The organism is Oceaniserpentilla sp. 4NH20-0058 (assembly GCF_040371755.1).
Classification (GTDB): Bacteria; Pseudomonadota; Gammaproteobacteria; order Pseudomonadales; family Oceanobacteraceae; genus Bermanella.
This window is the reverse complement of record NZ_BAABWE010000001.1, coordinates 315,060-336,388: the sequence shown is the minus strand read 5'-3', so window position 1 is coordinate 336,388 and position 21,329 is coordinate 315,060. Positions and strand designations below refer to the sequence as shown.

The window sequence follows — 21,329 nt, the reverse complement described above, 5'->3', positions numbered from 1 at the left end:
TGGCAGAATATTTATACCAGCTGTTACAATTACTTTAGTTTCAATATGACAAGTGTGAAGGTCAATTGGCGAGCACGTTAATTGACTTTGAACGCAAAACGGTATTACACGGGTAAACCTATTACATCACTAAGGGTTCCTGTGGGCCATTACGGTGTATTATGTTACCAGATCACAATTTAAACGATTCATTAAAAAAAATTAAGTCCACTAGTTTAAGTGAACACCCACCAAAAGTACTGATTTTATATGGTTCTTTAAGACCAGAGTCTTTCAGTAAAAAAGCGGCGTTAGAGGCGGCTCGTATTCTTGAGTCATTTGGTGCGGATGTAAAAGTATACAACCCAGAAGGGTTACCAATTTTTGACCGTCAAACCTATGAACACCCAAAAGTGCAAGAGCTACATGAGCTGGCTCAGTGGTCTGAGGCTATGGTGTGGTGCTCTCCAGAAATTCACGGCAATATCACTTCTGTGATCAAGAATCAGATTGATTGGATTCCTTTAAGTATTGGGTCAGTTAGACCGACTCAAGGTAGAACTTTAGCGGTCATGCAAGTCAGTGGTGGGTCTCAGTCATTTAATGCTGTGAATAATTTACGTATTTTAGGTCGTTGGATGCGTATGTTCACGATACCGAATCAATCATCAGTAGCAATGGCGTGGAAAGAGTTCAATGATGACGGTACTATGAAAGATTCTAGCTATCGTGATCGTATTATTGATGTTATGGAGGAGTTATTCCATATGACATTGATCTTGCGTGATCATAGTGATTTTTTAACCCATAGATTTAGTGAAAACAAACCTAAAGATTAAAGGATTAGGTTACAGCCTTATGGAATGTAATATGCGTATATTGTTGTCTTTGGTTATCTGTTTGTCGCTATCGGCATGTTCGGGTTTAACCCCTATTGAGCAAAGAAACTTGCTGGATAATACCCCAGCAAAGGATGTGCTTAGTTTTGAGCCGCTGCCTGTTGGAATGCAGGAAGATCCTGACTTATCTTCTGGTGTGATAGATATAAATGGTAAGAAAAGCTTTTATAAAGCGTATGAGTTACCTAAAGGGCATGGAAGTTTTGTTATTCAACTACGGACCTATATTCAAAAATCAGAAGAAGGGGATGGATTCTTCTATCCCGTTATTGAGCTTTACAATTACGCTATGGAGCAGGTCGATATTCAGCGACCACAACTTCGCTTTACTCAGTTTAGTTCTGCTGGTCGATATGCGGCTGTCCCTGTTCGTTTGAATCCAGATATTGGTTATGTGGTTATTCGTACGGAACCAAAACTTTTTGGACAAGAAGCCTCATATACGACTAATCATGAAGGTGCCAGTTGGAGTTATAGTGTTTCACCCTTTAGTAAGCGCAAGCCTGCGGCGTATCTTCCATTAGGTCATCTTGAACTGCTAACCCCAGATGAGGACTTTCCTCAACCGTTTGAAAAATTATCTGGTCCGTTCTGGCAGTTTGCTTTTGATAAAGGCGGTTATGATTTAGCAACAGCTGAAGATTATTTACCAGATTTAACACTCGGAGGTGGCCCAATGTTGTCCATGGGTTATTCGTTTGCAGTGCCTTCAAGACCATCTTCTAGTATTCGTGCCAGTTTAGGTTTTGGTTATTTATCAGTTGGAGATAAATCAGGGGCTAGTCATTCGCAATTCTATGGAATGTCTGATTTGTTATGGGTTGAATCTAATCAAGTGAGCAGCTTGGGGCTAGGTTTAACGTTTAGAGGTGGGCATCAATATACATTAAGTGGCGATAAATATAAGTTCGACCCTACATTTGGGCCTAAAGTATTTGCTGAGATTCGTGGCGCAATGGGAGTGTCTTTGGGAGCGCAGTTGAGTTGGTTAACCTTCACCAGAGCTGATGGTGAAAAATATACCAGTAATCAAGCCGGTATATTTTTTACCAAGTTATATTAAAGCTGTTTGGCGAGCACCTTGTTAGCTCGCCTCATCAATATCCTTTACCCCGTCTTGGGGTTTGATGGCTAATACATCACTATCAGTCGCATCAAGAACGTGCTCTACGGTGCTACCCAAAATAGTACTTTGTAATTCATCATCAATTAATACTCCGATAGCGATGACATCTGCATCTAGTTTTCTAGCGATATCAGTGATGGCTGTTTCTGGGTCGCCTTCTAATACGTGAATTCTCTCTTCAGGTATATTGAATTTTTCAGCGAGAGACTCACTGGCATCGATATGCTGTTGTTGTACATACTGCTGTAAATCTTCCGGAATGGGTGCATCTGGTAGGCTGGCAAGTGTTAGGCTCATTAAAGGAAAGCTGTTTACAAGATGTACTTGGTAATTGTTGTCTTGATTTAAAATTTCAGTGAATTCAAAAATGTGTTCATTAATGATTTTATGAGCGTCATCAAGTGATGTGGCATCCACAGCATTGACGATGGTTTGAGCGTCCCAAGAGGTTTTGCCTTTTACCAGTAAAACAGGGGCGGGTGAATATTTTAGTAAATTCCAATCTTGATGCTGTAAAACACGTTCAAGAATATTATGGTGTTTTGCTGCGGCTTTGATAACTAAGTCAAAGCTGGCTTCTTCAGTATTATCCAATACCGCTTGATAGGCGTGATCACTCCAACAAATAGAAAGTGGGGTGTCTTTAGGAAGGTAGTGTTCTTCAAATAACGCCTCAGCCCACGCTTGAGCTTGTTCCAATAACATGGATTTAAGTTCATGGCGCATGTCTAAGTCTGTAAGGGAACCTTCTTCACAGGCATGATTATACGTATAGGTTGTTACAAAAAGGTTTGCATCGTGCTCTTTGCAAACTTGCATGGCGCGTTTTAATGCTGTGTTGTTTTCTAATGATTGGTCTAATACCAATAACACGTTATTAATGGCTAGCATGGCTGTGCTCCGTTTATGTAACTTTATTTAGTTTAGTCGTTATCTTTTTATTATGCGCTTCAAGCTAAAGTAAATATTGCTGTATGTCATCCATTGTTCGGAAGAATGGCTAAAAAGGCTTTGCCAGCCGTCCCCAGAGTTTTGCCTTTTCGTTGTAGTACTCCTAGTTCACGATGTAAGTGCTTTGGTCCAATGGGTAATTTCATTAAATCTTTATCTTTAGCCATATGTTCTGGAAGGACTGCCCAACCAAGGCCTACGCTGGCCATCATTTTAATGGTCTCCATATAGCTGGACATCATGCTGATGGTTTCTCGATAACGACTCGGCAGGGCGCTTTGCAATGAGAGTCCATCCGCTTTAAAAGCGTCTTCTATTATCTCAAACGTAACTGTATTGGGTTCCGGCAGAATGGCTTCAAATTGGGTGAGATCTTGAAGGGTTAATTTTTTCATTTTGCTTAGTGGATGAGTGAAAGCACAAACAAAACTGAGTGGGTCACGCCAAATAGGTTGCATATCTAGTTTAGGGTGCTCCTCAAGGGGCAGTGTGGCAAAAGCAATGTCGAGTTCTCCTTGGGCTAAAGCCTCGCAAGCGGCTTCTGATCCTAAAAACTGCATAGCCAGTTTTACTTGCGGGTAAGCGGTATGGAACTGCCTTAATAAATGAGGCAAGTGGTGTAGCCCTATGTGATGGCTGGTGCCTATGCGTAATGTTCCGCTGATATCGCCACTTAAGCTGGCCAACTCAGTTTTTATTTCAAGTAACTCGCTTAGAATATGCTTGGCCTTGGGTAACAAAGCCTCACCTGCAGGGGTAAGCACCGCTTTTCGGGGTAATCGATCAAATAACTGACTGTCTAGGCTGTCTTCTAGTAAAGCAATACGCTTACTTACCGCAGGTTGGGTAAGATGCAGGCGCTGGCCAGCCAGTGAAAATGACTCGGTTTCAGCAACGGCTATAAAAGCCTGTAAAGATTGGGTATCCACTATTTAACCTTACGGATTACTAAAAGTTATCCAATTAATAAAAAATATGAATTTGAGTTATTTGTAGCGGGGTCGTACACTTGCGTCAAGTAAAAAATATTATAAAGAGAAACGTCGTCGAGGCCGTCAGTACGCGGAAAAATGGGCGAAAAACCGGAGCTTAGTGCGCTAAGTGAGGATTTGAGTCAATTTTTAACAAGGTACTGGCAACGTAGACAGTTTCGAGGAGAGAGCAGATGGCACAAACACTTTACGACAAACTATGGAACCAGCACGTGGTGAAAACCCGTGATGACGGCACCGCTTTAATCTACATCGACCGCCAGTTACTGCACGAAGTAACCTCTCCGCAAGCATTTGAAGGTCTGCGTATTGCGGGTCGTAAGCCTTGGCGCATCGATGCTAATTTAGCCACCCCAGATCATAATGTACCAACCACCAAAACAGAGCGTGATGTGGGCATTGAAGGCATTGTGGACCCCGTTTCTAAAATCCAAGTGAAAACCTTAGATGACAACTGCGATGAATTTGGCATTGTTGAATTTAAAATGAAAGACATTCGCCAAGGTATCGTACACGTAGTTGGTCCAGAGCAAGGCGCTACTCTTCCGGGTATGACCGTTGTATGTGGTGATTCCCATACTGCTACTCACGGTGCGTTTGCTGCATTGGCTCATGGTATTGGTACATCTGAGGTTGAGCACGTTATGGCCACCCAGTGCTTGATTCAGCGCAAAATGAAAAACCTTTTAATTAATGTAGAAGGCGAGCTAGGGGCAGGCATTACAGGTAAAGACGTTGTATTGCATGTCATTGGTTTGATCGGTACGGCAGGTGGTAACGGTTGTGCAATGGAATTTGGCGGCAGCGCCATACGTTCCATGAGCATGGAAGGCCGTATGACCATGTGTAATATGGCAATCGAAGCCGGTGCTCGCGTGGGTATGGTGGCATTTGATGAAATTACGGCTGATTACGTTAAAGACCGTGCTTATGCACCAAAAGGCGATGATTGGGCTAAGGCAGTAGAAGCCTGGTCTGATTTAAAATCCGACGAAGATGCTGTATTTGATAAAGTGGTTCAGATCAAAGCCGAAGATATTCTTCCGCAAGTGACTTGGGGAACAAGCCCTGAGATGGTCACCACCATTGATGGTTTTGTACCTAAGTTAGAAGACGCTAAAGACGATGTAGAGCGCAGCGGTTTTGAACGTGCCTATGAGTATATGGGCTTAGAGCCAGGTCAAGCGATTACCGATATCGAATTGGACCGTGTATTTATCGGATCGTGCACCAATAGCCGTATTGAAGATTTACGCGCAGCCGCCGCTGTTGCCAAAGGCAATAAAGTAGCTGATAGCGTAAAGCAGGCTTTGGTTGTACCGGGTTCAGGCCTAGTTAAAAAACAAGCGGAAGAAGAAGGATTGGATAAAGTCTTTATCGAAGCTGGTTTTGAATGGCGTGAGCCGGGTTGTTCAATGTGTTTGGCTATGAATGCGGATAAGTTAGGTAATGGTGAACATTGTGCCTCAACTTCTAACCGTAATTTCGAAGGTCGTCAGGGTTACGGTGGTCGTACCCATTTGGTGAGTCCAGCCATGGCAGCAGCGGCTGCGGTGGCAGGTCACTTTGTTGATGTTCGTCAGTTCGAATTGGTTAAATAAGGAGTATCAATATGGAACCTTTTGTAAAACAAAGCGGTATCGTGGCTCCTATGGATCGAGCGAATATCGATACGGACATGATTATCCCTAAACAGTTTTTGAAATCCATTAAACGCAGTGGTTTTGGCCCTAATTTGTTTGATGAATTGCGCTACTTAGATGAAGGTCAGCCGGATGCAGATAACTCTGGTCGTCCGTTAAACCCTGACTTTGTATTGAATCAGCCTCGCTATAAAGGCGCGTCTGTTTTATTGGCCCGTGAAAACTTTGGTTGTGGTTCATCGCGTGAGCACGCGCCATGGGCGTTAGAAGATTATGGTTTTCGTACGATTATAGCGCCAAGCTATGCGGATATTTTCTTCAATAACAGTTTTAAAAATGGCTTGCTTCCGATTGTGTTGGATGAAGCGACAGTAGATGGATTATTCAAAGACGTTGCAGCTAACGAAGGCTATGAGTTAACCGTAGATTTGGAAAACCAAAATATTGTTAAGCCTAATGGTGACACCATTGCCTTTGAAGTGGATTCGTTCCGCAAGCATTGTTTGCTAAATGGCTTAGATGATATTGGTTTAACACTGCAAGATGCTGACGATATTAAAGCGTATGAAGCGAAGCGTCGTCAGACATCGCCTTGGTTGTTTGATCAGGTTAAATAGCTAAACGTAAAATGTGGGATGAGAGACGTTAGACGTGTTTGTCTCATGTGAATTTTAATGGTGCGGGGTTTGAAAGAGCGTATTACCGTCTTTCATCTCCCGTTGCCCATCTCTCTTTAAAGAGCGAAGTGAAATAAATGACTAAAAAAATTCTAGTATTACCGGGCGATGGTATTGGCCCAGAAATCGTAACTGAAGCGGTTAATGTTTTAGAAGTCGCAAAAGAAAAATTCAATTTAGATATTGAATTAGATAATGCATTAGTCGGCGGTGCTGCTTATGATGAGTTCGGTTCGCCATTACCTGATGTCACTATGGATAAAGCCCGTTCAGCGGATGCTATCTTGCTTGGTGCGGTTGGTGGCCCTAAATGGGATAACCTTGAAGATCGTGAGCTTCGCCCAGAAAAAGGCTTACTTGGTTTGCGGTCTGGCCTTGAACTGTTTGGTAACTTGCGTCCGGCTATTTTGTATCCGCAGCTGGCGGATGCTTCAAGCTTAAAGCCTGAAGTGGTTTCAGGTTTGGATATTTTAATCGTACGTGAATTAACCGGTGGTATTTATTTTGGTAAGCCTCGTGGTATTCGCACGTTAGAAAACGGCGAGCGTGAAGGTTACAACACTTACGTGTACAACGAGACGGAAATTCGTCGTATTGCTAAAGTGGCGTTTGAGTCGGCACAAAAACGCGGTAAAAAATTATGTTCTGTTGATAAAGCTAACGTACTCGAAGTGACCGTACTTTGGCGTGAAATTATGGAACAAGAAGCGAAAAACTATCCAGATGTTGAGCTTTCACATATGTATGTGGATAACGCCGCCATGCAGCTTGTGCGAGCGCCAAAACAATTTGATGTAATGGTAACTGGTAACATGTTCGGTGATATTTTATCCGATGCTGCTGCCATGTTGACGGGCTCGATTGGTATGTTGCCATCTGCCTCTTTAGATAAAGACAACAAAGGTATGTATGAGCCTTGTCATGGCAGTGCGCCAGATATTGCTGGTCAAGGTATTGCAAATCCACTTGCCACAATTTTGTCTGCTTCTATGATGCTTCGCTATAGCTTGGGTGAAGTGGCTGCAGCGGATGCAATTGAAAAAGCCGTAAGTAACGTACTGGATCAAGGCCTGCGTACAGCCGATATTTTCTCTGATGGCATGACTAAAGTATCGACAGCGAAAATGGGTGAGGCGGTAGTTGCAGCCCTACAGGAGCTATAAGTATGAGTAATGAATTGAAAGTTGGTCTCGTTGGCTGGCGTGGCATGGTGGGCTCTGTGCTCATGCAACGTATGCAAGAAGAAGGGGATTTTGATTTAATTAATCCTGTGTTCTTCACAACGTCTCAAAAGGGTTTACCTGCACCTGATTTTGCAGGCAAAGATGCTGGATTGTTGGAAGATGCATTTGATGTTAATGCGTTAAAAGCCCAAGACGTAATCATCACTTGTCAAGGCGGTGATTATACTAAAGAAGTTTACCCTAAATTGCGCGAAGCCGGGTGGGATGGCTACTGGATTGATGCGGCATCTTCTCTTCGCATGAAAGACGATGCCATTATTGTTCTTGATCCTGTGAACCAAAATGTAATTGAGAGTGGCCTTGATTCCGGTGTTAAAACTTATGTAGGTGGTAACTGCACGGTTAGCTTGATGTTATTGGCATTGGGCGGTTTATTCGAGAAAGATTTGATCGAATGGGTTTCCCCTATGACTTATCAGGCGGCTTCTGGATCTGGGGCTAAACACATGCGTGAGCTAATCAGCCAGATGGGCGCGGTTCGCGATAATGTGAAAGGTTTATTGGATGATCCTGCCTCAGCGATTTTAGAGATAGATAAAAGCACCGCTGAATTCATTCGCAGTAAAGAATATCCGGTAGACCAATTCGGCGTACCACTGGCGGGTAGCTTAATTCCATATATTGACTCCCAATTAGAGTCAGGGCAAAGCCGTGAGGAATGGAAGGCTGAAGTGGAGGCCAATAAAATCATGGGTACCTCAAATGCGCCAACGCCAATTGATGGGCTGTGTGTGCGAGTGGGTGCCATGCGCTGTCATTCTCAAGCTATGACAATTAAGCTGAAGAAAGACCTACCTGTGGCTGAGATTGAATCTATTTTGGCCGGTGCCAATGACTGGGTGAAAGTGATTCCGAATGACCGTGATATCACCATGCAAGAGCTAACGCCAGCTAAAGTGACAGGAACGCTAAGTATTCCTGTAGGTCGTATCCGTAAGCTGTCTATGGGGCCTGAATACATATCTGCCTTTACGGTTGGTGATCAGCTTTTATGGGGTGCAGCTGAGCCTCTTCGTCGTATGTTGCGTATACTATTAGCGCGATAAATTGAGAGCACCTACAGAATCCATGATCCTGTAGGTGTTAAATACCTCAAATCCTGCCAAGCGATCCTCACAATCATGCTGAAACGGCTCGCAAGCCCTTATAAATATTGATAAATACTTGAAATTACTTAATACTTACTCGCTTAATTACACAATCATATAAGTTGGTTGTTAGATAGGGCTAAATTTACCCTGTCGGCCCAAAGTATTAAAAGAATAAGGATACATTGCTATGTTGCGAAAGCTCGCGATTGCAATTGCCGCATCTGGGGCGATGATGAGTGCGACAAACGTTCTTGCCTTGGGCATGGGCGATATAGAGCTGGAATCTGCGTTAAACCAGCCCTTAGATGCACGAATCAAGCTTATGAAGGCAGGTGAGCTAGAAAATTGGGAAATGAAGCCCAACTTGGCCTCTTCAGACGAATTTGAAAAGTCTGGGGTTGAGTATGTATTCTTTTTGAACAGCCTTAAGTTTGAGGTGGAGCGTGAAGAAAGCGGAGACGTATTTATTCATGTGACATCACAAAAAGCGGTTGTTGAACCTTTTTTGAATTTTCTTGTGCAGGTAGATTGGCCAAACGGTCGTTTGCTGCGCGAATATACTTTATTACTTGATCCCCCTGTATTTACCGAAGAGCCAGTTGAAGCTGTTGCTCCTGCTGAATCTGATTATGTTGAAGAAGAACAAGAACCTTCTTTGCCAGCTGTGGCACCAGTTTCAGAAAAGCCGGATGTTACTCAGGTTGAACCTGAAAAGTTTGTGCAAAAGCAACCAAAGTCAGTTGAAAAGAAAGATGACGTATATAAAGTCAAGACTAACGATACACTTTGGGAAGTAGCAATTACAACCCGCCCAAATCGTTCTATCTCACCTCAACAGGCGATGTTAGCGATCCAAGATTTAAATCCTGATGCCTTTATTGGCGGTAATATTAATCGTCTCAAAGCGAATCAGGTTCTTCGTGTTCCATCTGAGGAGCAAATGTTATCGCGCACTTTTGATGAGGCGGTATCTGAGGTTGCACTGCAGAATCAATCACTAACTAAGCGTAAAGCACAGTTAGATGCTACTCGAAAAGAAACTACTATAGAGCGCGCCGATAAGGTTGAAGAAACTCGCCTTAAACTCGTTGCTGGCGGTGATGCAACAACAGATAGTGAACGTGGGGCCAGTGGCCAAGTGTCAGCTAAAACAGCGGGCGATCAGTCCCGTTTGGAAAAAGAGCTGTCAATCACACTTGAAAATCTTGATAAATCCACTCGTGAAAATCAAGAACTGCGTACTCGTCTAGATACTCTTGAAGAACAAATTAATACCTTGCAACGTTTGATCAATCTAAAAGATGAGCAAATGGTTGCGATCCAAGCAGGTATGGCGAAACCGAGCGGACTTGAGAAACCAGTAGTGGAAGCTGCAGATCCGAATGCTCCTCAACAGGATTTGAATTTTGCTGACACAGTGAAAGAGGAGGTTAAAAAGCCTGAGGCTGTGAAGGCAGAAGATCCTAAGCCAGTTAAACCAAAAGCCTTACCATCTCCTGTCGTCGAAGAGGCGTTTGATCCTATAGCTTTTGTTATGGAAAACCCACCTATTTTAGGTGCGGGATTGCTAGTGCTGCTGCTTGCTTTAGTGGGTGTCAATGTCGCGCGTAAGCGTAAAGAAAAACAGCAAGATGCTGAAAACGAATCAACAAAATCTATGTTGGATAGCGATATAGATGATGTGGATCTAGGTGATGATTTAGATGCCAACATAGATGTATCTGAAGAGAATAATGAAAATGAGTTTGACCTTGGTACAGAGTCTGAGTCTTTAGATACTGGAGAACTTGCTTCTGCTGAACCTGAGTTAAGCCCAGAAGATGTAATGGGTGAGGTAGATGTATATCTAGCTTATAACCGATTAGAACCAGCTCGTGACCTACTTGAAAAGTCGTTAGTCTCAAGTCCAGATCGTCAAGAGTATCGTACCAAGTTAATTGAGATTTTAACTGAGCTTGGTGACGATGACGCTGTAGCAAAACAGCAAGAACTACTATCAAGTGATGCATCGGGTGAGATTGAAAGTGCGGTTGAAGATGTCAATGAAGACTTCTCAATGGACTTTGATCTTGATGAACCCGAAAACTCTGCAGATCAAAGCGATGACCTCGTAGCTGATTTGTCAGAGGATGCATCTATTGAAGAGTCAAGCGATCTAGATTTTGATCTGGATGGGTTGGACCTTGGGACTCAGGACGATATTTCGTCACTTGATGAAGAACTATCCCTTGATTCCGATTTGGAATTTGATATGGATTTCTCATCAGACGGGAATTCTATTGATGAATTGTCTGATTTAGACTTAGAAGAAGAGGTAGCTAGTCTTGATGACTTGGACCTAGAAGAAAATTCTTCCACTGCTGAGCTTGAAGCGTTAAATGATTCTTTAGGGGAAGGTGTTTCCCTTGGCGAAGATGATGTTGAGTTTGATTTTAATGAATTGGATGCTGAGTCAAATGAAGCTGATAGTGATTTGGAGTTTGAATCATTGGATGTGGATGAATCTGATCTAATCCACACTGATAGCGATGACTTAAATTTAGATGATTTAGATTTAAACGCTGACGACGATGTATCATTTGAAGGTTTGGATTTAGATTTAGAAGATTCAGAGATTTCTTTGGACGCGACTGAAGATCAAGATTCAACGGTAGACGAGTCTGCTGAATCAGATGATTTTGACTTTAGTATTGATGAAGAGGCTGAATCAGGTGACTCTTTAGATTTTGAGTTATCAGATGATGATGTGGATGTTATTCCTGAGTTATCAGCAGACGATCTGCCGTTGGATATTAAAGATGAATCAGTCGATGATATTTCTTTTGAGCTTGATGACGAAGCCGAGACAGACAATACAGATGATTTATCTTTCGATCTAGCTGAAGAAGCTACTTTGGATTTAGCAGATGAATTAGATGATGATATACAGTTAAGTGCTGATTTTGACTCTGAAGAGGAGCAGCTTCCTGAGTTTGAAGAAGGACTCTCTTTTGATGAAGAAGTGGATCTTCCTGAATTAACAGATGAAGTTGTTGATGATATTGATGCTCAGTTAGATGAGCTTTCAGCCACTGATATTGAATTGCCAACACTTGAATCTGAATCAGATGAGCTTTCAGCTGATGATATTGAATTGCCGGTATTAGAATCTGAATCAGATGAGCTTTCAGCCACTGATATTGAATTACCAACATTAGAGTCTGAATTAAATGAGCTTTCAGCTGATGATATTGAGTTACCAACATTAGAGTCTGAGTCAGATGAACTTGATCTGCCTGAATTGAATGATGATTTTGATATATCAGTTGCTGATGAAGCAGATACAGAAGCAGACCTTCAAGAAATACTTTCATCCACAGATGCTGTTGCTGAGGAATATAAAGAAGAGTTACCAACATTAGGTTCTGATGACTTAGAGGATGATGATTTTCCTCCATTAGGTGACATTGATGACCTAGACTTGGATAACCTCGATAGCGATCTAGATTTCCTAAGTGGTACTGATGAAAGTGAAACCAAGTTAGATTTGGCAAGAGCCTATATCGACATGGAAGATCAAGAGGGTGCAAAAGAAATTCTTCAAGAGGTAATTGAAGAAGGTAATGACCAACAAAAAGTTGAAGCTAATAAGTTGCTAGACAGCTTGGCTTAATTCTTTAAATATGACAAACAAAACCCGATTATGGTGACATATTCGGGTTTTGTTTTTTTAGGTAGTGGTAATGATAGAAGAACCAACTATTCAACGCTGGGCGGCAGGAGTTGAGTATAATGGCGCTCGTTTTCATGGGTGGCAAAAGCAAAAGCACCAACCAGGGGTGAGTATCCAAGAATCCTTAGAGGCTGCTATCTCTGAGGTGGCTAATCACGAGGTAGGTATTGTGTGTGCAGGACGAACGGACTCGGGAGTACATGCCAGTGCACAAGTGATTCACTTTGATTCGACGGCTGTTCGTTCAGACCGCGGCTGGAAAATGGGTATCAACACCAAGCTGCCTGATGGTATTTGTGTAAATTGGGTTCAGCCTATTACTAGTGATTTTCACGCACGTTTTAGTGCGGTTGCACGTCGTTATCGTTATTTCATTATGAATAAGCCGGTGAAGCCGGGTTTGATGCATGATCAAGTGACGTGGTGGCGTAAACCGCTAGATGCCGAAAAAATGCATGAGGCGGCTCAGGCGTTACTTGGCGAGCATGATTTCACGTCGTTTAGGGCTCGTGATTGTCAGGCAAATCATGCTAGGCGTACTATGAAAGACATTAGCGTGAAGCGTATGGGTGACTGGGTCATGCTTGAGGTATGCGCTAATGCCTTTTTGTATCACATGGTACGAAATATCGCAGGTGTATTGTTACCGATAGGTCATGGTAGTAAACCTGTAGAATGGTGCGAGCAAGTTTTAAGCGCTAAAGATAGAACAAAAGCAGGGGTAACAGCACCGGGGGAGGGGTTATATTTTGTGGATGTTGAGTATCCAGATTATCCAGATTTACCTTCCTATAAGAACGGCCCTCCATTTTATGAATTAATGGCAACTCAGGGTGAATTAAAATGAAAAGAACTCGCGTTAAAGTGTGTGGTATTACCCGGGTGGAAGATGCTCTGACGGCTGTTGATGCAGGAGCAGATGCAATTGGTTTAGTATTTTATGAACCAAGTCCAAGGAATGTGCGTATAGAACAAGCAAGGGTTGTTGCACAAGCGGTTCCGGCCTTTGTAACAGTGGTAGCGTTATTTGTGAATGCAACTGTCGATCAGGTGCAAGAAGTATTAAATAGCGTTAGAATAGACTTACTTCAATTCCATGGTGACGAAGAAAATGACTTTTGCAGTCAATTCCAGCGCCCCTTCATCAAAGCCCAACGTGTCCGGCAAGCGTCGGATGTGGTGGCGTCGAGCCTGCGGTTCCCAGACGCATTGGGCATACTGCTAGATAGCTACAAACCTGGTGTGCCAGGAGGAACCGGTGAGACCTTTGATTGGTCCTTGATTCCAGAATCACAAACAAAACCTTTAATACTCGCAGGGGGGTTAGCCCCTGATAATATTGCTCAAGCCATTGAACAAGTACAGCCGTTTGCTGTGGATGTTAGTGGCGGTGTTGAGCAATCCAAGGGAATAAAAGACCCTGCGAAAATAGATGCATTTTTAAGTGAGGTATATCGTGTCAACAACCGATAAGACAGCGATTGATCTTAAAGCGGTAACGCAACTTCCAACTAAAACCGGACATTTTGGTCAGTATGGGGGCCGCTTTGTTTCTGAAACGCTAATGTCAGCATTAGATGATTTAACCGAACTCTATGAGCGTTTAAGTAAAGATCCCGCATTCCAAGAAGAGTATGACAAAGACCTTGCTCACTATGTAGGTCGACCTTCACCTTTGTATTTTGCAGAACGCTTAACCGAAAAAGCAGGCGGGGCAAAAATATATTTAAAGCGTGAGGATTTAAATCATACGGGTGCCCATAAAGTAAATAATACAATTGGCCAAGCCCTATTGGCTAAATACACAGGTAAGCCAAAAGTGATTGCCGAAACCGGTGCTGGACAGCATGGTGTTGCTACGGCTACCGTCGCTGCCCGTTTAGGTTTGCAGTGTACTGTGTTTATGGGTAAAACCGACGTTGAGCGCCAAAAACTCAATGTATATCGTATGCGTTTGTTAGGGGCAGAAGTAATACCTGTCACGTCAGGTACGGCTACGTTAAAAGATGCGATGAATGAAGCCATGCGTCACTGGGTGACCAATGTTGATGATACGTTCTACATCATTGGTACTGCGGCAGGGCCACATCCGTATCCAAAATTAGTACGTGATTTCCAGTCTATTATTGGTCGAGAGACTAAGCGTCAAAGCATGGAACATGAAGGGCGTTTACCTGACGCAGTGGTTGCGTGTGTTGGTGGTGGCTCTAATGCTATTGGGATGTTTTACCCATTCATCGAAGATGAATCGGTTGAAATGTACGGTGTAGAAGCTGGTGGTCATGGTTTGGATGGTGATGATCATGCTGCACCTCTATGTAAAGGAAAGCCCGGTGTGTTGCACGGAAATCGCACCTATTTAATGGAAGATGAAAATGGTCAGATCATGGGTACTCACTCAGTATCCGCCGGTTTAGATTATCCCGGTGTTGGACCTGAGCACTCTTACTTAAAGGATATTGGTCGTGTTAATTATGTAGCGGCTACTGACAAAGAAGCGTTGGATGCGTTCCATACGTTAACTGAAATTGAAGGTATCATGCCTGCGTTAGAGTCGAGCCATGCAGTGGCTTATGGTATGAAACTAGCTGCGACCATGGATAAAGATAAAGTTGTGGTAATAAATTTATCTGGTCGTGGTGATAAAGATATTCATACGGTAGCAGGCCTTGACGGTATTGAAATCTAGTTGCTTGGAGCTAGCTGCATTGTTAATGCTGCGTTAAAAGATCGCTCAGGTTTGTCATTTATGGATTATAAAATCCGCACCTTCGCGATCTTTTGTCTTGCCTTAACGGCTTCGCTAACGCTCCATGTTCAGTAGAGTTTTTTATAACCAGAACTGAACCAGAGTTTAAATTGTACGAGGCCACCCCGTGGCCGATCTTAAAGAATTAAAATTAGCGTCCGGCGTCTGACATCAGGCATCCGACTAGGAATAAAAAAATGAATCGAGTAGATCAGTGTTTTGCCGATTTAAAAGCGGCAGGAAAAAAAGCATTAATTCCTTTTATTGAAGGAGGTGACCCAAAGCCTTCTTTGACCGTTGAATTAATGCATACGTTAGTAGAAAACGGCGCAGATATAATTGAGTTAGGCGTACCATTTTCCGACCCAATGGCAGATGGCCCAGTGATTCAATTAGCCTGCGAAAGGGCGCTTGCACACAATACCAGTCTTACCGACATTTTAGGTATGGTAAAAACCTTTCGTGAAACTGATTCAAAAACCCCCGTTGTTTTAATGGGGTATCTGAATCCAATTGAAGTCATGGGTTATGAAGTCTTTGCAAAATCTGCAAAAGACGTTGGCTTGGATGGTGTGTTAGTTGTCGATATGCCACCAGAAGAATCCGAAGAGTTTGCCGGTTTCTTGAAAGAGAATGATTTGAAAATGATTTTCTTAATGGCCCCAACGACACCTGATGCACGTGTTACCACAATATGTGAGCATGGTTCTGGCTATTTATATTATGTGTCTGTGAAAGGTGTTACTGGCTCAGCTGCATTGGATGTGGATGATGTAAAAGCAAACTTAGACCGTATTCGCTCTAAAACACAACTGCCTCTGGGTGTGGGTTTTGGTATTAAAGATGGTAAGACAGCGGCTGCGGTCGCGGCTATTTCAGATGCTGTAATTGTAGGTAGTGCTTTGGTGCGTTGCATCGAAGAAAATGAACACGAACCTGAGATTATTAAATCTCAACTAGCTGCGTTGATGAGTGAAATGCGTAACGCTATGGATGCTTAATACGCGTGTGATGCCCTGTATTCTCAGGGCATTTTTATATAAATATTTTTTGTGATTTGTAGTTGGAAAGATGAAGCAAAACTTAGATCAATGGCTGTCGTATTTAGAGTCCAATCATCCAACTGAAATTGATATGGGGTTAGAACGTGTGCGCATTGTTGCGCAGCGTTTAGATCTTTTTAAGCCGACACCATTGGTATTACTGGTAGCAGGAACAAATGGTAAAGGCTCCACCGTTACATTTTGTACTGAGTTCTTAAAAACTTTAGGTCTCAATGTGGGTAGTTATATGAGCCCGCACCTCCATGTATATAACGAACGTGTTCGGATTAATGGGCAACCAGTTAGTGACGAATTAATTATTGAAAGTTTTGAGGCTATTGAAATAGCTCGACAGGAGATTAGCCTTACCTATTTTGAAGTGGGGACATTATCTGCACTTTATATTTTTAAACAACAAAAACTAGATGCCTGTGTACTAGAGATAGGTCTTGGCGGTCGGCTGGATGCGGTTAATATTGTGGATGCAGACGGTGCGGCGGTAACCAGTATTGGCTTAGATCATCAAGACTGGCTTGGTAGCGACTTAAATCAAATATCTTATGAAAAAGCAGGGGTCTTTCGAGCCAATAAAGCAGCTGTTTGCGGTCAGCGTTTACCACCTGAGTTATTGATAGAGCATGCTAATGACATTTCTGCCAATTTATTTGTCAAAGGTGAGGCCTTTGATTTTGATTGCAAAGATAACCTATGGACGTGGAGAGGGCTTGATACTTTAAATCGCCCTGTGGTTTTTGAAGGCTTGCCATACCCAAGTTTACCTATTGAAAATGCCGCAACGGCTATTCAGCTTATGGTTCAAGTGAAACCGGAGTTGACTTATGATCAGGTGAAAAAGGGGCTGTTAAGTGCTCAATTAGATGGTCGTTTACAGGTGTTTACGCACCCATTCAACGGTGTGATGGATGTAGGGCATAACCCACAGGCGGCCCAGTTGTTAAACCAGTATTTAATCCGTACTCCGGCGAAGGGTCGAAAAATTGCACTTCTTGCTATGCTGCATGATAAAGATGCTCCTTTGGTAGTTAAAGAAATGACGCAAATAGATGAATGGCACTTGGCTGGATTATCTGGTTATCGAGGACAAACCTCCGAGGAATTAAGGAAAAAATTACCAAAGACTATGGTTGTTGAACATTGCCATCAATCGGTTAGAGATGCGCTGGATGCCTTAATAGATATAGTTAATCCGGATGATACAGTGGTAGTATTTGGTTCATTTTTTACTGTTGCACAATTACAAGATTGGCTGAGTTCACACTAGGGGAGTGTTATGGAGCAAGGTGTTAAGCGGAAGTTAATCGGCGCTGGGGTGTTGTCTGCACTGGCAATTATCGTCTTGCCACAATTATCTCCAAGTGCTGATGATGCCTCATACTTATCGCAAAGCGTGGTGGTGGAAGAAAATATCCCTAAAATGGACATGCCATTGCCTAAATCATTAAATATTGTCACGCCAGATCCGCAGTCGGTGGCTAATCAGGTGCCTGCAAAAATCCCCATGTCTGATATGAAAATAGATAAGGCCAATATAAAGGTTGATGATTTTAATAAGCCAATCCTTGAAAAAACAGGGCAGGCAGTGGTTTGGCATATTCAAGTGGCTAGCTTTGCTAAGCCAAAAAACGCATTAGATCTTAGAGATAGCCTGCGTAAGGCTGGATATAAAGCATTTGAGTTACAATCTAAAGATGGCTTATATACTCGTGTATTTGTGGGTCCGAGTACACAAAAAGACCAATTGCAGGCACAACAGATCAAAATTAAGCAAGAGTTTAAGTTGAATGGTCAAATTGTTGTGTTTGAGGGGTAATGAATCCCTTTGCGAGGACTCTTGGCTTTGTTAGAATGCGCCCTTTCCTCAAGGGCGTTGGTTTTCATGTCCCACACATCAGTACATAGCTGCGGTTGCTGATATGCTCATTATCGATTGGGTAATCTTTGCTGTAGTCCTTGTCTCTGCCTTAGTGAGTATTAAGCGTGGATTCGTGAAAGAGATGCTGTCTTTGTCTAGTTGGATAGCTGCGTTTATTATCGCCCGAATTTTTAGTGGCCACCTAGATGTTCTGCTTGTTCAATGGATAGAAACCCCTTCAGCTCGATACGGGGCTGCCTTTGCTATTTTATTTGCTGCTACATTAATTGTGGGAGCTATGATTAATAATTTGGTGGGGGAGTTAGTCAAAGTGACTGGCTTGACAGGAACTGATCGGATTTTTGGTGTGGTATTTGGGACAGCGAGAGGGCTTATTTTAGTCACCGCTGCGATATATGGGCTTCAAATGACAGCCTTAAGCTCTGATCCATGGTGGAATGAGTCAATATTTATTCCACATTTTGAATTAATGGTGTCTTGGTCAAAAGATATTTTGCCCGGCGCTGCTGAAACCCTTCTAACACTGGGGCAACCTGGTGAGTAATTGTATTTAAAGAGGTAACGCCATGTGTGGCATTGTTGGTTTGGTTGCTAAAAGCAATGTGAATCAGGCGCTGTATGATGCTCTGACGGTTTTACAACATCGTGGTCAAGATGCTGCTGGCATGGTGACATGTGATTCGGGGCGTTTTTATCTACGTAAAGATAACGGCCTCGTAAAAGATGTCTTCCGTACACGCCATATGCAGCGTTTAGTAGGGAATATGGGAATAGGCCATATTCGTTACCCAACAGCGGGCAGCTCAAGCTCAGCGGAAGCACAGCCGTTTTATGTGAATAGTCCTTACGGCATTGTGCTGGCTCATAATGGTAATCTGACAAATACTCAGCAATTGGTTCAAGATGTATATCGTGAAGATCTACGCCATGTGAATACCAATAGTGATTCTGAAGTATTACTTAATATCTTTGCCCATGAGCTGCAAGAGCAAAAGCAACTTAAGCCGACTGCACAAGATGTATTTGATGCAGTTAAACGAGTACATAAACGTATCGAAGGTGGTTATGCCGTTATTGCTATGCTAGCTGGCTATGGCGTAGTGGGTTTTCGTGATCCAAATGGTATCAGGCCTGCGGTATTTGGTAAGCGTACAACTGAAAAGGGCGACGAATACATGATTGCCTCAGAGAGTGTTGCGCTGGATGCACTGGATTTTGAGTTAGTGCGTGATATTGAGCCAGGGGAAGCCGTTTTTATTGATGTTGATGGTAATTTACATACACAACAATGTGCAGAAAATCCTCAATTAAATCCATGTATTTTTGAACATGTATATTTTGCACGCCCTGATTCAATTATCGATAAAATCAGTGTGTATAAAGCCCGCTTAAAAATGGGTGCTCGGTTAGCCGAAAAAATCCTTCGTGAACGACCTGATCATGATATTGATGTGGTTATTCCAATTCCAGATACCAGTCGAAGTTCAGCCGTTGAGCTTGCCAATCGACTAGGTGTTAAATACCGTGAAGGCTTTATGAAAAACCGATACATCGGTCGTACTTTTATTATGCCGGGACAACAACAGCGCAAAAAGTCGGTAAAGCAAAAGCTTAATGCTCTAGATTTAGAGTTTCGTGGAAAAAATGTTTTATTAGTGGACGATTCAATTGTTCGCGGGACCACCTGTGAGCAAATTATTGAAATGGCCAGAGACGCAGGTGCAAACAAAGTGTATTTTGCTAGTGCAGCTCCTGAGGTTAGATACCCTAATGTATACGGTATCGATATGCCTGCAAAAGAAGAGTTCATTGCCCATGACCGTACAGTTGAAGAAATACAGCAAGCTATTGGTGCTGATTGGTTAATTTATCAAGACTTACAGGATCTAATAGAGGCTACTTGTGAAGGCACTGATGTAGAATATGAGTTCGATTGCTCGGTATTTAATGGAGAGTACATTACCGGTGATATTGACGACGCATACCTTGAAAACCTTCAAACTATGCGTAACGATGCAAATAAAAAAATTAAAGTGCAAAACAGCATTATAGATTTGCATAACGACGATCAAGTAGAGTAGAGGCAATTTAGTGGCCGACAATAAACGATACAACGCCCAATTAGAAGATGCAGAATTTGCAACGCTTGCTGTACGTTCTGGGTATGAACGTACCCATGAACATGAACATAGCGAGGCAATGTTTTTAACATCTAGTTATGTATTTGGTAATGCACAAGAAGCAGCGGCAGTATTTGCTGGTGATGAAGCAGGTAATGTTTATTCTCGCTACACTAATCCAACTGTTAGAGCCTTCGAGCAACGCTTGGCGGCTCTTGAAGGGGCTGAGCAGTGCGTAGCAACATCGTCGGGAATGTCGGCCATCTTTTCTGCTATCTTGGCGTTGCTTAATCCCGGTGATCATATTGTTTCGAGTCGCAGTATTTTTGGTTCAACCAATGTGCAGTTTGCTAAATACGTTAGCAAATTAGGTATCACTGTAGATTATGTGCCATTAAGTGATGCGAGTGCTTGGAAGGGCGCAATAAAAGAAAATACGAAAATGTTTTTTCTAGAATCTCCTTCTAATCCAATGAATGAAGTGGGTGACTTGAAGGCATTGGTTGATCTTGCTCATCAAAATGAGATCTTAGTGACAGTTGATAATTGCTTTTGTACACCTGCGTTGCAGCGCCCATTACAATATGGTGTGGATGTTGTGATTCACAGTGCGACTAAATTCATCGATGGACAAGGCCGAACCTTAGGTGGTGCGGTGTTAGGTCGAAAAGAATTAATGGATGAAGTGGTTGGTGTATTACGCTCTGTTGGTCCAACCCTTAGCCCATTTAATGCTTGGGTAATGCTTAAAGGTTTAGAGACTTTGCAGTTACGCATGAAAGCTCATAGCGCTAATGCATTAGCTTTAGCTGAATGGTTGAAACAACACCCAGCGGTTAAAGCGGTTCATTATGCGGGCTTACCTGAGCATCCTCAGCACGAGTTAGCTAAATCTCAACAAAGGGATTTTGGCGGTGTGCTTGCCTTTGAGGTAGAAGGCGGAAAAGAAGCTGCGTGGTCTGTAATTGACAGTACTCGTATGTTTTCGATTACGGCAAATTTGGGTGATGCAAAAACAACCATTACACACCCAGCAACGACAACACATTGTCGAGTCGACCCAGCTGAGCGAGAGCAAGCAGGTATCACGGATGGATTAATCCGTATTGCATGTGGTCTTGAAGATATAGCGGACATTAAAAGGGATTTATCCTTTGGGTTGAGCCTTTTGTAAGTACGATCACCCAATTTTGCAGGAGTAGAATAATA

Annotated in this window: 18 protein-coding genes; 16 read left to right on the top strand and 2 right to left on the bottom strand. The window is 42.7% G+C overall.

Features of this window, described 5'->3' with window-relative positions; genetic code table 11:
• Positions 1 to 161: 161 nt before the first annotated feature.
• Together arsH and ABWV45_RS01510 are read left to right on the top strand one after the other, a co-directional pair.
• Positions 162 to 818 carry an NADPH-dependent FMN reductase family protein gene (gene arsH / locus ABWV45_RS01515; RefSeq protein WP_502914646.1) on the top strand — a complete coding sequence of 219 codons (657 nt, stop codon included), beginning with the start codon at positions 162 to 164 and terminating at the stop codon, positions 816 to 818.
• A gap of 31 nt (positions 819 to 849) precedes the next feature.
• The gene (locus tag ABWV45_RS01510; RefSeq protein ID WP_353347968.1) at positions 850 to 1,941 is read left to right on the top strand and encodes a hypothetical protein; all 1,092 of its coding nucleotides are present in this window, start codon (positions 850 to 852) and stop codon (positions 1,939 to 1,941) included.
• A 21-nt stretch (positions 1,942 to 1,962) separates the two neighbouring features.
• On the opposite strand, the gene ABWV45_RS01505 is transcribed toward ABWV45_RS01510, so the two are convergent.
• Both ABWV45_RS01505 and ABWV45_RS01500 read right to left on the bottom strand, forming a co-directional pair.
• Positions 1,963 to 2,895, bottom strand: a complete 933-nt coding sequence (locus ABWV45_RS01505; protein WP_353347966.1) for a universal stress protein — start codon at positions 2,893 to 2,895, stop codon at positions 1,963 to 1,965.
• Positions 2,896 to 2,981: 86 nt separating this feature from the next.
• A complete protein-coding gene (locus ABWV45_RS01500) occupies positions 2,982 to 3,884 on the bottom strand; it encodes a LysR family transcriptional regulator (protein WP_353347964.1) in 903 nt (300 codons plus the stop codon).
• Positions 3,885 to 4,120: 236 nt separating this feature from the next.
• On the opposite strand from ABWV45_RS01500, the gene leuC reads away from it, so the two are divergent.
• The 14 genes from leuC to ABWV45_RS01430 all read left to right on the top strand — a co-directional run bounded on the left by leuC (position 4,121) and on the right by ABWV45_RS01430 (position 21,294).
• Positions 4,121 to 5,548 carry a 3-isopropylmalate dehydratase large subunit gene (gene leuC / locus ABWV45_RS01495; RefSeq protein WP_353347962.1) on the top strand — a complete coding sequence of 476 codons (1,428 nt, stop codon included), beginning with the start codon at positions 4,121 to 4,123 and terminating at the stop codon, positions 5,546 to 5,548.
• A gap of 11 nt (positions 5,549 to 5,559) precedes the next feature.
• Entirely contained in the window at positions 5,560 to 6,207 is a 648-nt protein-coding gene (gene leuD, locus ABWV45_RS01490; protein ID WP_353347960.1) for a 3-isopropylmalate dehydratase small subunit, read from the top strand.
• A gap of 137 nt (positions 6,208 to 6,344) precedes the next feature.
• On the top strand, positions 6,345 to 7,430 hold the full coding sequence (gene leuB / locus ABWV45_RS01485) for a 3-isopropylmalate dehydrogenase (RefSeq protein ID WP_353347958.1): 1,086 nt from the start codon (positions 6,345 to 6,347) through the stop codon (positions 7,428 to 7,430).
• 2 nt (positions 7,431 to 7,432) lie between these two features.
• On the top strand, positions 7,433 to 8,557 hold the full coding sequence (asd, locus tag ABWV45_RS01480; protein WP_353347956.1) for an aspartate-semialdehyde dehydrogenase: 1,125 nt from the start codon (positions 7,433 to 7,435) through the stop codon (positions 8,555 to 8,557).
• 232 nt (positions 8,558 to 8,789) lie between these two features.
• Positions 8,790 to 12,254: a FimV/HubP family polar landmark protein gene (locus ABWV45_RS01475; RefSeq protein WP_353347954.1), complete on the top strand. Its 3,465-nt coding sequence runs from the start codon at positions 8,790 to 8,792 to the stop codon at positions 12,252 to 12,254.
• A gap of 70 nt (positions 12,255 to 12,324) precedes the next feature.
• Entirely contained in the window at positions 12,325 to 13,161 is an 837-nt protein-coding gene (gene truA / locus ABWV45_RS01470; RefSeq protein WP_353347952.1) for a tRNA pseudouridine(38-40) synthase TruA, read from the top strand.
• Positions 13,158 to 13,787: a phosphoribosylanthranilate isomerase gene (locus tag ABWV45_RS01465; protein WP_353347950.1), complete on the top strand. Its 630-nt coding sequence runs from the start codon at positions 13,158 to 13,160 to the stop codon at positions 13,785 to 13,787. The genes truA and ABWV45_RS01465 overlap by 4 nt, the downstream gene beginning before the upstream one ends.
• Positions 13,771 to 15,003, top strand: coding sequence for a tryptophan synthase subunit beta (trpB, locus tag ABWV45_RS01460; protein WP_353347948.1), 1,233 nt, complete (start codon positions 13,771 to 13,773; stop codon positions 15,001 to 15,003). Before ABWV45_RS01465 ends, trpB begins: the two co-directional genes overlap by 17 nt.
• Positions 15,004 to 15,260: 257 nt before the next feature.
• Positions 15,261 to 16,064: a tryptophan synthase subunit alpha gene (gene trpA / locus ABWV45_RS01455; RefSeq protein ID WP_353347946.1), complete on the top strand. Its 804-nt coding sequence runs from the start codon at positions 15,261 to 15,263 to the stop codon at positions 16,062 to 16,064.
• Between the two features lie 70 nt (positions 16,065 to 16,134).
• Entirely contained in the window at positions 16,135 to 17,388 is a 1,254-nt protein-coding gene (gene folC / locus ABWV45_RS01450; protein WP_353347944.1) for a bifunctional tetrahydrofolate synthase/dihydrofolate synthase, read from the top strand.
• Between the two features lie 9 nt (positions 17,389 to 17,397).
• Positions 17,398 to 17,937 (top strand): SPOR domain-containing protein, encoded by a 540-nt coding sequence (locus ABWV45_RS01445; RefSeq protein ID WP_353347942.1) that lies wholly within the window; start codon positions 17,398 to 17,400, stop codon positions 17,935 to 17,937.
• 103 nt (positions 17,938 to 18,040) lie between these two features.
• Positions 18,041 to 18,544, top strand: a complete 504-nt coding sequence (locus tag ABWV45_RS01440; RefSeq protein WP_353347940.1) for a CvpA family protein — start codon at positions 18,041 to 18,043, stop codon at positions 18,542 to 18,544.
• A gap of 22 nt (positions 18,545 to 18,566) precedes the next feature.
• Positions 18,567 to 20,081, top strand: coding sequence for an amidophosphoribosyltransferase (gene purF, locus ABWV45_RS01435; protein WP_353347938.1), 1,515 nt, complete (start codon positions 18,567 to 18,569; stop codon positions 20,079 to 20,081).
• A gap of 10 nt (positions 20,082 to 20,091) precedes the next feature.
• Positions 20,092 to 21,294, top strand: a complete 1,203-nt coding sequence (locus tag ABWV45_RS01430) for an O-succinylhomoserine sulfhydrylase (RefSeq protein ID WP_353347936.1) — start codon at positions 20,092 to 20,094, stop codon at positions 21,292 to 21,294.
• Positions 21,295 to 21,329 lie beyond the last annotated feature (35 nt).

Excerpts from the sequence above, each read along its gene's own strand:
- arsH (WP_502914646.1), top strand. The coding sequence starts at position 162 with ATGTTACCAGATCACAATTTAAACGATTCATTAAAAAAAATTAAGTCC.
- ABWV45_RS01510 (WP_353347968.1), top strand. The coding sequence starts at position 850 with ATGCGTATATTGTTGTCTTTGGTTATCTGTTTGTCGCTATCGGCATGT.
- ABWV45_RS01505 (WP_353347966.1), bottom strand. The coding sequence starts at position 2,895 with ATGCTAGCCATTAATAACGTGTTATTGGTATTAGACCAATCATTAGAA.
- leuC (WP_353347962.1), top strand. The coding sequence starts at position 4,121 with ATGGCACAAACACTTTACGACAAACTATGGAACCAGCACGTGGTGAAA.
- leuD (WP_353347960.1), top strand. The coding sequence starts at position 5,560 with ATGGAACCTTTTGTAAAACAAAGCGGTATCGTGGCTCCTATGGATCGA.
- leuB (WP_353347958.1), top strand. The coding sequence starts at position 6,345 with ATGACTAAAAAAATTCTAGTATTACCGGGCGATGGTATTGGCCCAGAA.
- asd (WP_353347956.1), top strand. The coding sequence starts at position 7,433 with ATGAGTAATGAATTGAAAGTTGGTCTCGTTGGCTGGCGTGGCATGGTG.
- ABWV45_RS01475 (WP_353347954.1), top strand. The coding sequence starts at position 8,790 with ATGTTGCGAAAGCTCGCGATTGCAATTGCCGCATCTGGGGCGATGATG.
- truA (WP_353347952.1), top strand. The coding sequence starts at position 12,325 with ATGATAGAAGAACCAACTATTCAACGCTGGGCGGCAGGAGTTGAGTAT.
- ABWV45_RS01465 (WP_353347950.1), top strand. The coding sequence starts at position 13,158 with ATGAAAAGAACTCGCGTTAAAGTGTGTGGTATTACCCGGGTGGAAGAT.
- trpA (WP_353347946.1), top strand. The coding sequence starts at position 15,261 with ATGAATCGAGTAGATCAGTGTTTTGCCGATTTAAAAGCGGCAGGAAAA.
- folC (WP_353347944.1), top strand. The coding sequence starts at position 16,135 with ATGAAGCAAAACTTAGATCAATGGCTGTCGTATTTAGAGTCCAATCAT.
- ABWV45_RS01445 (WP_353347942.1), top strand. The coding sequence starts at position 17,398 with ATGGAGCAAGGTGTTAAGCGGAAGTTAATCGGCGCTGGGGTGTTGTCT.
- ABWV45_RS01440 (WP_353347940.1), top strand. The coding sequence starts at position 18,041 with ATGCTCATTATCGATTGGGTAATCTTTGCTGTAGTCCTTGTCTCTGCC.
- purF (WP_353347938.1), top strand. The coding sequence starts at position 18,567 with ATGTGTGGCATTGTTGGTTTGGTTGCTAAAAGCAATGTGAATCAGGCG.